This window comes from Candidatus Margulisiibacteriota bacterium (assembly GCA_041650855.1).
Taxonomy (GTDB): domain Bacteria; phylum Margulisbacteria; class WOR-1; order O2-12-FULL-45-9; family XYB2-FULL-48-7; genus JALOPZ01.
Window position 1 is genome coordinate 607433 of sequence record JBAZKJ010000001.1, and the last position, 14333, is coordinate 621765.

General features: G+C 59.5%; 9 protein-coding genes. 7 read left to right on the plus strand and 2 right to left on the minus strand.

Annotation, left to right across the window (positions count from 1 at the left end):
* Window positions 1-5: 5 nt before the first annotated feature.
* Both WC529_02960 and WC529_02965 read right to left on the minus strand, forming a co-directional pair.
* Window positions 6-1910: an S-layer homology domain-containing protein gene (locus WC529_02960; protein ID MFA5113239.1), complete on the minus strand. Its 1905-nt coding sequence runs from the start codon at window positions 1908-1910 to the stop codon at window positions 6-8.
* A 6-nt stretch (window positions 1911-1916) separates the two neighbouring features.
* Window positions 1917-3872 carry a YCF48-related protein gene (locus WC529_02965; protein ID MFA5113240.1) on the minus strand — a complete coding sequence of 652 codons (1956 nt, stop codon included), beginning with the start codon at window positions 3870-3872 and terminating at the stop codon, window positions 1917-1919.
* A 147-nt stretch (window positions 3873-4019) separates the two neighbouring features.
* Here WC529_02965 and WC529_02970 point away from each other — a divergent pair, with 147 nt between their 5' ends.
* The 7 genes from WC529_02970 (at window position 4020) to WC529_03000 (ending at window position 14331) form a co-directional block, all read left to right on the plus strand.
* Complete coding sequence (locus WC529_02970; GenBank protein MFA5113241.1) at window positions 4020-6086, plus strand: hypothetical protein; 2067 nt, start codon at window positions 4020-4022, stop codon at window positions 6084-6086.
* A 48-nt stretch (window positions 6087-6134) separates the two neighbouring features.
* Complete coding sequence (locus tag WC529_02975; GenBank protein MFA5113242.1) at window positions 6135-7418, plus strand: PorV/PorQ family protein; 1284 nt, start codon at window positions 6135-6137, stop codon at window positions 7416-7418.
* Between the two features lie 99 nt (window positions 7419-7517).
* Window positions 7518-9719, plus strand: coding sequence for a DUF1565 domain-containing protein (locus tag WC529_02980; GenBank protein ID MFA5113243.1), 2202 nt, complete (start codon window positions 7518-7520; stop codon window positions 9717-9719).
* The gene (locus WC529_02985; protein ID MFA5113244.1) at window positions 9719-11026 is read left to right on the plus strand and encodes an S-layer homology domain-containing protein; all 1308 of its coding nucleotides are present in this window, start codon (window positions 9719-9721) and stop codon (window positions 11024-11026) included. Before WC529_02980 ends, WC529_02985 begins: the two co-directional genes overlap by 1 nt.
* Before the next feature lie 52 nt (window positions 11027-11078).
* The gene (locus WC529_02990; protein MFA5113245.1) at window positions 11079-12269 is read left to right on the plus strand and encodes a hypothetical protein; all 1191 of its coding nucleotides are present in this window, start codon (window positions 11079-11081) and stop codon (window positions 12267-12269) included.
* Between the two features lie 38 nt (window positions 12270-12307).
* Window positions 12308-13414 carry a DegT/DnrJ/EryC1/StrS family aminotransferase gene (locus WC529_02995; GenBank protein MFA5113246.1) on the plus strand — a complete coding sequence of 369 codons (1107 nt, stop codon included), beginning with the start codon at window positions 12308-12310 and terminating at the stop codon, window positions 13412-13414.
* A complete protein-coding gene (locus WC529_03000) occupies window positions 13411-14331 on the plus strand; it encodes a Gfo/Idh/MocA family oxidoreductase (protein MFA5113247.1) in 921 nt (306 codons plus the stop codon). Before WC529_02995 ends, WC529_03000 begins: the two co-directional genes overlap by 4 nt.
* Window positions 14332-14333 lie beyond the last annotated feature (2 nt).

The window sequence follows — 14333 nt, forward strand, 5'->3', positions numbered from 1 at the left end:
TTTTCTTAGTATGTGTCCCAGTTCAAGAGGTCTTTCTTCAAGACCTGCTGCACGTAATCGGTGCGATAGAGCATCTCCACCGTTTCCGCTCTGGTCAATTGCTTGTTCGGCTCAAAGTTCAGCCCTTTCAGATACTGCAAGATATTAACTTTATTGCTCCCGGCGATGATCTTGGCCGCCCAGTGGTTGCCGGCGACGTCCGGGAAGTCGCGGGCGTAGGTCTCTTCGCTGACGCCGGCAAAGCGGGCGATCATTGCCAGCCCTTCGGCGCGGGTGATCTTGCCGTTCGGTTTAAAGACGTTGCCGGGGTAGCCCTTGACGACGCCGAGCGCCGCCGCTTCCGCGACGAACGCGCTGGCCCAGTGCTTCCCGGGGACGTCCTTGAACGCCGCCGCCGTTAACGCCGCCTCTGCCGTCGACGCGTTCTGTTTCCTGGTCTTCATCAGTAGTGAGCACATTTCGGCGCGGGAAATGCCGCCCTCCGGCTTGAACGTGCCGTCGGGATAACCGGTGATGATGTTCTGCATCGCCAGGAGCGAGATCGGCTTGTCAACCCAGTAGCCGATGACAACGTCCGGGAAGGTCGTTAAGCGGAGCAGGCGGACCTTGGACGAGCCGACCAGCTTGCCCCGGTCGTCGCTGCCGGCCAGGATGATGCCGTTCTTGCCGATCTTCAGTTCCACCTCGGTCGAGATGTCCCCCTTCAGGTTCATCTTGACCGGCTGGCCGTTGATCGTGGCGGTGCGGATCCGGCTGTTCGCCGCGTGCGCGTGGACCCGCGTCGCGCCGGCAAACGTGATCGTCTTGTCATCGGGCGAAGTAAAGGTGAATGGGTCCTTGCTGCTCTCAACGGCCGGCGGCAGGTAGTTGTAAGAGAGCGAGAAGAAATGGTTGTCGATATTCGGCGCGCCGGCGAAAGCGTGGTAGGCGTAGTCGAACCGGAACCCGCCGAAATACATGCCGACGCCGTAAGTCGGATCGGAATAAGTCGTCAGGCCGCCGTTGCCGTCGCCGCCGGCATCCTGGTCGATACCGGCCCGGATCGCCAGGATCGAGACCGGCTTCCATTCCGCGCCCAAATGCATGACCGGCGGATACCCGGCCAGCGAAGGATGGAGGTCGATGTCGGTCATGATCTTGAGCTCGTGGTCCCCGTATTTCGCCAGCGCTTTATCTTTGCCGAGCACGGAAAAGGCGGCGCCGGTCTCGATCACCGCCGGGTACGATTCTTCGTGGCCGCCGGAGTATGTCAGTTTGCCGCCCAGGCCGGCGGGGAGAGCGTTTTGCACCGCCATACCGAGCGCTAGCCAGCGCAGCGGCGTGTATTTGATGCCGAAGTCGAGCTCCTGGCCGGAGGCGTCGCCGTTCTGGATCCCGTCGCCGTAGAGGCGCGCCCGGAATAATTTAACACTGGTGCCGAGCGTGATCTTGTCCGCTTGCGGGACCTGTTTGACGTAAGGGATCTTGTCCGCTTTGTTGCCGTAAGAGAAGACCATGGCGGCGTTGTCGTTCCCCATGGTCGGCTGGCTCGGGTCGATCGTGTAGATCGGATCGGCCGGGTCGGACCCCGCTTCGATCGTGGTGGCGAACGCCCCGGCGATCGAGGTCCCGGCGTAACCAAAACCGAAAACGCCGTACTCGGTCGGATATAAGCCGGAAAAAGAGAGATAGCTGTATTCGTCGAGGAATTTACCGGACATAGAAGACAATTGCCACCCGGAAACGTCGCCCATGCCGGCCGGGTTGGTGTACATCGCGCCGGTATCGTCGGCCAGGGCGATATACGCTTTACCAAGCCCCAGGACGCGGCCGTTCGGTACGTATCTCGTCGGGTCTTGCGCGACATACTGGGCGCAGGCAACGCCCGCCAGTAAAACGGCGGCCACTATGGCGGTTAATATTCGTTTCATTCTTGTTTATCTAACGGCTGCCGGCTTGATCATGATCCGGTTCTCGACGATCTTCTTGTTCTTTTCGTCAAAAACCAGCAAGGTGTAAAGTCCCGACGTCAGATAGGGGGCCATTTTCGCCCTTTCGATCACAAAGTCGACTTTGTTCGTCGCCGGCGGATTGAACGTGAAGGTTTCTTCCCACATCTTGCGGCCATAGCCGTCGCTCAGCACCGCTTTGAGGTAGCTGATCTGCACACCCTTGGGAAGACGGATAAAGGCGGGCATGGCCCCTTTGGTTTCCGGGTCCCAGGTCTTTTCTTTCATGCCGCCGTAACCGATGGCGCCGTTCCCCGCCCCGGTCGCCGGGACGATCGCCCCGGTCTCGCCCGTGCTGGGGACAGCCACCCGGACCAGGAGATATTGCTGGCGGTTGTTGCCGGCCGCGTCTTCGGTATAAATGATCAGGGCCGCGTCCTTGCCGCCGGCGGTAGTCGGCAGGCTGAACTGATACCCGGCCTCAATGCTGACCGGCGAAATAAGGCTGACCGAGCTTTCCGGAATGAGATAGTCATAGCTGGCTCCATCCAGATTAATAATGAACCTGACGATCTTGGTCATATTATTGCTGGAAGTAGCCTCGATCGTCATGATGTCGTTGCGGCTGATCGTAGTCCGCGGGGTAACGACGCTCCCTTCCGTGGTCGGCGGCAGGTAAACGCTGCGGGAAGCGCCGGCGCCGAACCAAACCCGGGGGATCTGGACCGTCGCCCCGTTGGCGGCTACCACCAGCGCCCCGGTTTCCGTGGAAACGGTCGCGTCGCCGTTGGTGACCGTAACATCCCAGGCCCCGGTGGTTACCTCCGGAGTGGTTATTATATATGTAAGAAGCCGGCTGTCCGATTCATAGCTGGAATAGAGCACGGTTATGCCGCTTTTCCCTGTCGCCTCAAAGGTCGCGTAGGCGCCGGCAATAAACCCGCTGCCGACAACCTCCACCGTCCCCATCCAGCCCGATTTGATCGAACTTGGGGTTACTCCGGTGATCCGGGGAGATTCCAGCTTGTAAATGTTCCCGCCGGCACCGGCCAGGAAGGCAAAAACCGAGATATTTGGGCTGGTTCCGACCGTTTTGACCGAAATATCCCTAATATCGGCGGCGGGCGTCAGGGCATAAGTGGTCCAGCTTAAGGCGCCGTCCGCGGTCAGTGCGACCGTGCCGGCATCCCCGACCACCCAACCAAAGCCTTCTGTGACAAAATAAAGGGAATTAAGGTTCGCGACCAAGCCGGCGGAGATCTCGCTCCAATTTGCCCCGCCGTCGAGCGATTTCAAGACCAACCCGGAGGCGCCGACCGCGTAGCCGACCGAAGCACTTGCCAGCATCACGTCCCTGACCGCGCCGGTGCCGGTCCAGACCTCCGTCCCATTACGGATAATAGCGTAATTGACCGAGTCTTTCCTTTGGCCCCAAACGAAGATGTCCCCGGCCTCGCTTATATAAGCGCCCTGGATATTCAGATTGCTTTGCAGTTCGGGAGTCCAGTTTGCGCCGCTATCGGTCGATCGATACAGGTAGCTGTCGCCGGATGAGCCGTTGGAGGCGGCGATCGCCCGGGCCGCGCCGCTGAAGCCGATCTTGAGCAGGTTTGCCGTGCCGACCCCGGCGAGCGCGACGGGAGAGAACGTTTCGCCGTCATCGAGCGACTTGAGCAGGGTGCCGGACGCGCCGGCGGCATAGAGCTCGCCGGCTGCCGGGGCAGCCACGTCATATAATGTTTGCGCCGTACCGGTAACTTTTGCTTCCCAGGTGACGCCGCTGTTGCCGGTCTTTAAAAAGGTCCCGTTATTGCCGACGGAGAAGCCGATGGCCGAAGCGGGGAAATAACAAGCCTGGAGATCTTGAGTGGTCGTTGACTCTTGCGTTACCCATCCCGCCCACGCGAGGGGAGCAAGCAGAGCCACGATGAAAAAACTTTTCATCAGCCGCATTACCGCATAATAATAGCACACCACACAACAATGTGCAATACCTTTTTACGCTCATTCTTCTTCCTTCCGGTTTGATTTTGGCCCGATTTCTTGCTATAATTACTCGTTGATCCTTTTCGCAAGGGGGTACCATATATTATGTATAAGAAACTCTTGTGCGCGGCTCTTATTGGCTTGGCCCTGCTGACTTTTTCCCATCCAGCCGCAGCCGCTTTTGACGGCCCGCAAACCTTTACCGTCACGGAAACCGGCGATGACGATAACGAAGGGACGTTCCGCTGGGCTGTCTATCAGTCCAATTCCAATGTCGGCCACCGCGACACGATCGCATTTAATATTCCGACTTCCGATCCCAGCTACCAGTCCGGCGACGGTGCCCACTGGTGGAAGATCGCGCTCGGCCCGCCGATCAATATCACTGACGAAGTGATCATCGACGGCACCACCCAAACGACTAATGTGGGAAATGTTAACCCCTACGGCCCTGAGATCCTGCTGACTAAATCGGGCGACGCGATGAACGACGGCTTGACGATCGCCGCCTCCAACGTGACGGTCAAGGGGCTTTGCATCAGCGGCTTTGGCCAGAACGGCGTTTATGTTTACGGCGGGGACGTCAGCAACACAGTTGTCTCCGGTTGTTACATCGGAACCAACGCCGTCGGCTCCGCCGCCTTGGCCAACACCAAGAACGGCATTTATATCCTGACCGGCCCCGACTACACCCTGATCGGCGGTTCGTCCGAGGCGGAGCGGAACGTCATTTCCGGCAACACCGAGAGCGGCATTTATTTCTCGTCCCGCGGTGAAGGGGTGGAATCGCTGATGAACCTGCACTCCACGGTCATCGGCAATTATATCGGGACCGACCGGACCGGCGCGGCCGCGATCCCCAATGGCGATTACGGCGTTTGTCTCCGCGAATATACCCGCCTCACCCGCATCGGCGGCCTTAATGCCGGCGAAAGGAACGTCATTTCCGGCAATACCAGGGCCGGTGTCATAGTCGGCCATATAACCGCTTACTACACCGTGATCGCCGGCAACTATCTCGGCCTTGACCGGACCGGTACGGCCGCTTTAGGGAACGGCACCCATGGCGTCCTCTTCCAGGCCAAATACACGACAGTTGAGGCGAACGTCATTTCCGGCAATGCCGCCGGGATATCCTTTAACGGCACCAGCGCCACCAATGCCGTTATCCGGGGAAATTACGTCGGCACCGACGCGACTGGCGCCTCTGCCCTGCCGAATACGATGGCTGGCATCGTGGCGTGGAACGGCGCCAACAGCAACGTGATCGGCCCGGGAAACATTATCGCTTTTAACCCGGCCGGCCTGGCCCTCAGCGGCGAGACGACTGTCAGCAACCAGATCACCCAGAACTCGATTTTCCAGAACAACGGCCTTGGCATTTTCCTGCTGGACGGGGCTAACCATCTGTTGGCCGCGCCAACCATCGAATCGGCCGTCTTTAACGCCGACGATACCGTTCTGACCGTGACCGGCGTCTGTACTCCGTCGGCGATCGTGGAGCTCTTCCGCTCCGACCCCGCCGGCGCGTCGCTCCTGACCGCCGAGGGAAAAACCTATCTCGGCTCGGCGACCGCCGATCTTACCGGTAACTGGTCCGCCGCCCTGACCGGCGCGGCGGGCGGCGGCCAGGTCTGCGCCACGGCGACTCAGCCTGTCGCAAGGATCGTCGCTAACTTTGTCCGGCCTTCGGCCGCCCGCATCGAGCCGGATTATTTTAATACCTCCGCGTTCTCGGGGCGCTACCCAGTGCCGACGACAACGACCACCACCACGACGACCACGACTACCACTACGCCCAGCTCAACGACGTCGACGGTGACCACCACCTCAACGACCACGACCACCACCTACCCGATCCCGGACGGATCGGTCGTTTCTCGGATCTATCCGTGGATCACCGGCGCGGCCGCCGGCGGTTCCGCCAGGATCGATCTCGACTTTTCCTCCAAGGTGGCGGGCGAAGGTTTTGTCCGGGTCGTGGATAACCTGACTGGCGAAGAATATCTCGGCTGGACGCCTGTCACCCTGAAGGTCGGCTCCAACCTGGTCCCGGTCACGCTGGTCGACCCGCGGGCCTACGGCAAGCTGATCATCGTCATGTTGAAAGTTCCGTCCGGTGACGGCGGCTTCAAGCTCTACAGCATTAAAACGATCGTCGAAAAGAAATAACGGTTCCGGCAAGGAGGGTTAGCTATTATCAGGAGGGGGTCGCTCGCGCTGCTTGCGCTCGCGCTATTCCTTGCCGGCGCGGGAAACGCGGTCTATTTTAGCGGCAGCACCGGCGCCCGGCCGTTAGCCCTGGGCAACGGCTACGTCGGCCTGGCCGACGACGCCGCCTCGCTCTTTGCCAATCCCGCCGGCCTGGCTTCCCTCGGCCGCCCCGCCGTGACCAGCATGTATTCCCAGCCGGATGCCGATACGACTTTTTCCTCGCTCGGCGGCGGCTTGCCGTTTTTCGGCGGCTTTCTCGGCATTGGCTACCGCGCGCAAACCGTGGCCGGCGTTCAGGTCTCGACCGAAGTTTTCAGCTTCACCGACCAGGACATCATGTTCGCTTACTCGCGCCAGCTGGGAGAGCAGCTTTCGTTCGGCCTCGATTACCGCCTTCTCGCCAAAGGCCCTTCCCGCGCCTATCCCGGCTCGGACGGGGCCACCGCCAACGGCAGTTCGGCGGACTTTTCCCTGAAATATAATTACCAGCCGAATTTTTCTCTCGGCCTGGTCTGGCGCGAGATCGGCGGCCGTTTTAATTACCAGAACGGCGCCGTCGAGAACTTCCCGACCAATGTTACCGTTGGCGGCGCTTACCGTTGGCGGCCGGACCTGACCTATACCCTTGACGTCAACAAGGAAAACGGCCAACCTCTCCTGCTCCATTCCGGACTGGAATGGTCGCCGGCCTCGCTGATCTCGCTCCGCTTCGGCGTTGACCAGACCGCCGCCGGCGCTTCCGCCCATTCCAACATTACCTCCGGCCTCGGCATCCACCTGGGCGGTTTTGCCATCGATTACGCGCTTTACAGCTGGAAGGACCAATCCCGCGCTTCGATCCACTATTTCTCCATCAGTTACGCGCCGCCCGCCAAGAAAGCGGCCGTCCCCGTAACTTATTATCCGACGCCGGAACCGACCCCCGAGGTCAAGATCCCGCGCATCAGCTTCCCCGACCTGCCGGCCAAGCACTGGGGGAAGAACGAGATCGAGCAACTCGCGACCGCCGGCGTCATCTGGGGATATCCCGACGGGACGTTCCAGCCGAACAAAAAATTGACGCGCGCCGAATTCGCGGCGATCGTGGCCGCCGCCAAGCACCTGGAACCGGCGCCGGTCGACAACGCCAACAAGCTAATCACCCGGGGAGAAGCCGCCAAATTGCTCGACCTGACCGAGCCCGTTTCCCGCGCCAAAGCCCCTCTCACCCGGGCGGAAGCGGCACTGATGATCTACCAGACCCCGTTCGGCCAGGCCGCGATCAAGCGTTTGCCGCCGCTCGCCGACTGACCGTTCCCTCGCCCGCTTTGCCGAATGCCGCGCAAATGTGCTACAATGGGCGCACTTTACTTCCAAGGAGGGGCACCCTTGATCTTTTTAAAGCGCTTTTTGTCCTTTCTGACGCTCTTGCTCGTTTGTGCTACGTCCGCCTCTGCCACGACTTACTACGTTAATGTGAATACGGGGGACAATTCCCGCTCCTCCGCCGAGGCGCAAAATCCGTCCACCCCCTGGAAGAACGTTTCTTACGCCGTTGCCTCCGTCGAGTCCGGCTCGCTGGTCATGGTCGCCGCCGGACATTATTCCACTTTCGAGGGCGAGCGCGCCTACTATAGTCTTCCCGGCGGGATCTCGGTCAGCGGCGAATCGACTTCCACCGTCACGATCGAAGGGACGATCGGCAAGGGGATCGTTTTTCTCTCTCTCGACACCGGCTCTTCGCTCGCCAACTGCCATGTCACTACCGGCACTTACCTCATTTCCTCCTGGCCAGACGACACTCCCGGCGGCTCCCTGCTCTACATTTGGGGGCAAAACGTGCTGGTCAGAGATGTTCTAGTCACCAACCTGAGCGGCCGCGGCGCCGCGATCGATTTTCGCGACGGTTCCTCCGGCACCGTTTCCGGCTGCTTGATCACCGGCATGTACGGGATCTGGATCAACACTATAAATACCGTGACGGCTGAGTTGAATTCGGTCGTCTGGTGTTACTCTGGGCTTCGGGCGGTCGGCGGGACCGTTCGCGCCAGCGGCAACATCATCAGCTGCCGCCCGATGTTGACCGACATATACGGGACCGGGATAGTCGGGACCGCCACGTTCGCGCTCGATCATAATTGCGTTTGGGGGAATAATACCAATTACAGCGGCGTCACTCCCGGCCTGACCGATATCAGCGTGCTTCCCCGCTTCCTGAACGGCTCGAGCAGCACCGGCGATTTTCGGCTCTTCGCCGATTCTCCCTGCCTCGGCACCGGGCCGGGCGGCAAGAATATCGGCTTTTATCAGGGGAGCGGCGTCGGCACTTCGAATTTCCGGGAGACTGCTTACGTCTCCGGAACCGGGAGCGATATTCCGCGTCCCGGGGCCGGGAGCGAATCGAGCCCCTGGCGTTCGATCACCCAGGCGGCCAATTACGCGGAGACCGCCATTTACGCCGGTGCCGGGCTTTATACCGCCGCCGCCGGGGAAACTTTTCCGCTTGGCGCCTACCCTTACCTGCGCAGCCTGCGCGGCGTTTCGCCGGACCTGGCAACGATCGAAGGCGATGCTTCTTCCATTCTCAGGTTTGTTTACCCGCTAACCCTGGAGGGATTCACCCTGATCAACAGCTCCGTTACCCCCGACGGTTCAATTCTCCTGGTCAATAGCCCGAACGTCCGCGGCGACGCGATCGGCAACCGGTTGTTCTGGTCCGGCGCCTACCCGGCTTTTTCCTGCGGCGTCTACGTCAAAAACTCCGAAGGCCTGGTCCGCAACAACGAGATCCGCAACGTTCACTACGGCGTGTCTGTTTATAAGAATAGTCACGCGGAGACCGCTACCGTCGAGGGGAACACCATTGTCAAATGCCGCGTCGGCGTGGCCGCCCTCAATGACACGGTGTATGCCAAGAACAACATCATCTGCAGCAGTCCGGAAGGGATAGCGCTCCCCAACAGCGTTGGGATCTACAGCTCGGGGGAAACCATTTGTTCATACAATAATGTTTACCTCAACGCGGCAAATTACCAAAATGAGTTCGGCGGCAGCGGCGCCGCCCCCGGCACCGGCTCGCTCTCGCTGGAAGCCCTTTTTAACGACGTTGCCCGCGACGATTACCGCCTGAAGCCCGGCTCGCCCTGCCTCGGCGCCGGGGAAGGCGGCGCGAATATCGGCGCGTACTCCGTCGTGACGACTACGACGACCACGACCACGTCTCTTGCGCCGACCACCACGACCACCACCTCGACCGCCGCGCCGACCTCGACGACGACCACGTCGACCACAACAACCACGACCACGCCGATCCCGGCCGACAAGAGCTTCTCGGCGATCCGCTTCGGCGTTAGTCCGGCCTCAACCGGGGGCGCCGCCCGCATCAATCTTGATTTCGCTTCTCGGGTCAACGCCGACGTCACCGCGCTGATCGAGGACCTTAGCTCCACGCCGCCGACGCCGATCAAGGTCGTCCGCTTCAATATCCGCGAGGGACAAAACATTCTCGACCTGGCGACCGAGCGCTCGTGGGGCGGCAAGCCGGTCCGGATCACGATCATCGGGCCAAGCGGCGATAAATACGTTACCAAGGGGATCGTACCGGCATATTGATGAGAGCGCTCGCGCTTTTACTATTTTTATTCGCCGCGCTCGTTTCTGCCAGCCAGGGCGCCTATTTTTCCCACAGCACCGGCGCCCGTCCCCTGGGGATGGGCAACGCTTATTACGGCCTGGCCGATGACGCCTCCGCCCTTTTTACCAATCCCGCCGGATTGGCGGACCTGCGCAGCTTTGCCCTGATCAGCACTTACACCCAACCGGACCCGGACATTATGTTCACTTCCTTGGGCGGCGCGGCGCCCTTCCTCGGCGGCGTTGTCGGCGCCGGCTACCGCGGGCAAACGATTTCCGGGCTCCAGATCTCGTCCGAGATCGTCAGCTTAACCAACCAGGAACTGCTCGTTAGTTACTCCCGGCGGCTGAGCGAAGCGGTTTTCCTGGCCGCCGATTATCGTTCGCTCGCCAAGTATCCGTCGAAGGATTATCCCGGCTCCGACGGCGCCTCCGGCAGCGGCGGCGCGCTCGATCTTTCCTTAAAGTATCTTTACCTCCCTTATCTGTCCTTTGGCCTCGCCTGGCAGGAGATCGGCGGCCGGTTTAATTATAAGAACGGCGTTACCGAAACTTTTCCGGCCAATATCGTTGTCGGGTCTGCCTGGCGGCTCCGCCCGGAGCTGCTCCTCGACGTTGACGTCAGCAAAGAAGACGGCAAGGCGTTCTTGCTTCATTCCGGCGTTGAGTGGTCGCCGGTGAGCGCGTTCTCCCTGCGGCTGGGCGCCGATCAATCCGCGACCGCCAGCGAGGTTTTTGTCAATTTGACCGGCGGTCTGGGGGTAAGGTTCGCCGGTTTTTCCCTGGATTACGCGTTCTACCGCCAGGGCGATATTTCTCAAGCGGTTTCCCATTATTTTTCCGTCGGCTATCTGGCGCCGATCCGGCCGCGCCCCGTCTCCGCCGAAGCGGCCGGCATTCCTTCGCCGGAGCCGGTGGCCCCGGTCAAGATCGAGCGCGTTCGTTTCCCCGACGTTCCTTACGGGTATTACGCGAAAGAACCGATCGAACTTTTAGCGACGGCCGGAGTTATTTGGGGATATCCCGATAAAATGTTCCGGCCGAACCGGAAGGTTTCCCGCTCCGAGTTTGCGGCGATCCTGTCCGCCGCCAAGCACATTGAAGCGCCGGCCGTCGATAATCCCAACAAATTGGTCACTCGCGCGGAAGCCGCGGCCCAACTTGATTTCACCGACCCCGTCTCCCGCCCCAATCAACCCATCACCCGGGCGGAGATCGTGATGATGATCTATAATACTCCGCTCGGCCAGTCCGCCATTAAGCGCTTGCCGCCCCTTACCGACTGATCATCGCCTGAAATTTCCCCCGTTTTATTACGATAATCATTCGTGGTGAACTATGTCCGCTAAAGTCGGCGGCTTGCCGCCGGTTGTACCAAAAACTAACGGCGCGGAGCGCTTGGCCCCGCGTCCGCCCATTACCGTCGGCTCCGTCGTGAAAGGGGCCGCCGGCAGCTATCTGGTCAAACGTTTATTTGCCGAAGGCGGGATGTCCCGGCTGTTCCTTGTCGAGGATAACGCCGGCCGTTCCCATCTTTTAAAGCAGATCTTTAATTTGGCGTCTTTTCCCGTGGAGACGCAGGCCGATCTTTCGATCCGGTATTTACGCGAGATCGACGCGCTCCGTTCGCTTTCCCGCAATAACGATCCCCGGTTCGTCAAGCTTATCGATCACGACCCCTCCACCCCGCCCGATTTCTACGTTATGGAACTTTTACCCAACGCCCAGGACCTGGACAAAGCGATGGTCGAATGGGGCCGCGTTATTCCCGTCTTGTCCGCGAAAATTATCGGCCGCGTCCTGGGGGCGCTCGACCTGCTCGCCCGCGTTTCCGCTTCGCCCGGCAACTACGCGAAGTTCGCCCATCGCGATATTAAGCCGGGGAATATCATGTTCTGTTCCGAGGCGGGATCGATCAAGCGCGTTATCTTGATCGATCTTGGCATCCTGCGCCTCCCCGACTTGAAGTTAACCGCCACCGGCCAGTATTTTGGGACGCCGAACTATTCCGCCCCGGAAACTATTTTGTACGGCGCGTCGATCGCCGACCAGCGCTCCGATATTTTCTCTCTCGGCGCTGTGCTCTATTACCTGCTGGTCGGTCGCGAAGCTTTTGACCTGGTTACCAGCCGCGTTTCGCCCGCTTCCTTCCAGGAGTTCGGCGCCAACGCTAATTTGGTCTGGCAATCACTGTCTTCCGCCGGCTATATCGACGCTAACGGTAATATTTCGGAACGCTTTGACGACGGCCCCCGAAAATTCCGCCTGCCGATCACGACCGATGAGGCCGCCCTGAGCCGGATCTACGAGATCTTGCGCGCCGCCCATTGGTCGACCCGTTTTGCCGCCTTCGCTTCTAATCCCGCGCCGACCATCGCCGCGCTGTACGCCAACAAGCCGGCCGATGTCCCCGGCGATCTCTGGCAGATAGTTTTTCGCGCCATGGCCCCGGCGCCCGATGGCCGTTTTCGTACTTATCCCGAATTCGGCTCGGCGCTGGAGCAGTTTCTCGCTTCTCTCCCCAAGTAACTTTTCTTCTTTTCGTTTTGATGATATAATCTTTCCTAATGGGAGTCCCTTTTTTCGATATTTCCCGGCAAAACAATTCGCAAAAAGCCGAACTTGACGGCGCCATCTCGGCCGTTATCGCTTCCGGCCGCTATATCCTGGGGGAAAACGTCGCCGCCCTGGAAAAAGAGGTCGCCGCCTATGTTGGCGTTAAATACGCGGTTGGGGTCGCCTCCGGCACGGATGCCCTGCACCTTGCCCTCCGCGCTGCCGGCATTAAGCCCGGCGATGAAGTTATTACCACCCCTTTCACTTTTGTCGCTACGGCCGAAGCGATCGCCTATTGCGGCGCTACTCCTGTTTTCGTTGATATAGAGCCAAATACCTTTAATCTTGATGTCGCGAGCCTCGAGTCGCGAGTCTCGAGTCGCACCAAAGCGATCCTCCCCGTCCACCTTTATGGACAGGCTTGCCAGATGGATCGGGTCATGGCGATCGCTAAAAAGCATAATTTGGCGGTTATCGAGGACTGCGCCCAGGCAATGGGGGCGACCTTTAACGGGCAACAAGTCGGCTCTTTTGGCGCGGCCGGCTGCTTTTCCTTCTTCCCGACCAAGAATGTCGGTTGTTTTGGCGACGGCGGCATGGTCACGACCAACGATCAGGCGATCTTCGAGGAATTAAAGGTTTTGCGCGGCCATGGGAGCCGTAAGACTTACCATTATGACATTATTGGTTATAATAGCCGCCTCGATGAACTGCAGGCCACTATTTTGCGCGTTAAATTAAGAAATATTGAGGCCCTGATCAAGGCGCGCCGCCACAACGCCAGCTTATACCGCCAGCAATTTCTCGGGTTGGCCGACCTCCGGCTGCCTTTTGAGCTGCCGGAAGGCCGGCATACGTTCAACCAGTTCACTGTCCGCGCGACTGGTCGCGACGCTTTATTTGAACACCTCAAGACCAAAGGGGTTCCGGCTATGGTTTACTACCCCCTTTCCCTGCACCAGCAAAAAGCGTTCGCTACGCTTGGTCATAAGGCAGGCGATTTCCCGGCCAGCGAGCTTGCCCAGACCGAGGTCCTCTCCCTCCCGATCTTCCCCGAGCTCTCCGGGGCCGAGATCGAGACTGTTGCCCAGGCAGTCAAAGAATTCTTTAAAAGATGAGGCGCGGCGGCGGGCTGAAAATCGGCATCATCGGCGTCGGCTCCATGGGGAAAAACCACGCCCGGGTCGCCGCCGATCTCCCCGGCGTTCGCTTGGTTGGGGTCGCCGATGCCAATCCTTCCCTGGCCGAAGAATCCGGCAAGCATCTTGACGTCCCCTGGTTTTCCGATTACCTGCAGCTTCTCCCGGAAGTTGAGGCGGCGGTCGTGGTCACCCCGACCAGCACTCATTTTGAGGTTGCCCAAACCTGCCTGGCGGCCGGCAAACATCTGCTGGTGGAAAAACCGCTGACCGGCGCCTCCAGCCTTGCCCGGACCCTGGCTTCCCAGGCCGCGGAAAAACAGTTGGTCCTGGCCGTTGGCATGGTCGAGCGTTTTAACCCCGCCTTCCAAAAGTTGTTGAAAGAGATCAAGGGGGAAAAGATCATCGGCATTGACATTAAGCGGCTAAGCGCCTTTCCGGAAAGGATCACTGACACCGATGTGGTTTTTGATATGATGATCCATGATCTCGACCTTGCCTTGCAGATCTTCCCCGAGGAGATCATCGATATCAAGGCCAAGGGGGAAAAGATCCGGACCAAGCGGTTTGACCGGCTGGTCACCACTTTTACGCACAAGACCGGGACCATTACCAGGATCGAGGCCTCTCGTGTTTTTGGCTCTAAATCAAGGAAAATAACGGTTACGACCGATCGCGCGCTTTACGAAGCCGACCTGTTGGAAAAGAAAGTTTATATCCGCGATTTTTCCTCCCCAACACCCAGCACCGTTCCGGTAAAGTCCGTTGACCAGCTGACCGAGGAACAAAAAGATTTTATTACAGCGATCAAGTCCGTCCGCCCGCCCCTGGTTTCCGGCGGCGATTTTATTCGCGTCCTGGAGCTGACGGAGGAGGTCATCAAACATGCTTCTTAACA

What these genes read in the sequence shown, in the direction of transcription:
- WC529_02960 (MFA5113239.1), bottom strand. Translation starts at nt 1,910, where the DNA reads ATGAAACGAATATTAACCGCCATAGTGGCCGCCGTTTTACTGGCGGGC.
- WC529_02965 (MFA5113240.1), bottom strand. Translation starts at nt 3,872, where the DNA reads ATGAAAAGTTTTTTCATCGTGGCTCTGCTTGCTCCCCTCGCGTGGGCG.
- WC529_02970 (MFA5113241.1), top strand. Translation starts at nt 4,020, where the DNA reads ATGTATAAGAAACTCTTGTGCGCGGCTCTTATTGGCTTGGCCCTGCTG.
- WC529_02985 (MFA5113244.1), top strand. Translation starts at nt 9,719, where the DNA reads ATGAGAGCGCTCGCGCTTTTACTATTTTTATTCGCCGCGCTCGTTTCT.
- WC529_02990 (MFA5113245.1), top strand. Translation starts at nt 11,079, where the DNA reads ATGTCCGCTAAAGTCGGCGGCTTGCCGCCGGTTGTACCAAAAACTAAC.
- WC529_02995 (MFA5113246.1), top strand. Translation starts at nt 12,308, where the DNA reads ATGGGAGTCCCTTTTTTCGATATTTCCCGGCAAAACAATTCGCAAAAA.
- WC529_03000 (MFA5113247.1), top strand. Translation starts at nt 13,411, where the DNA reads ATGAGGCGCGGCGGCGGGCTGAAAATCGGCATCATCGGCGTCGGCTCC.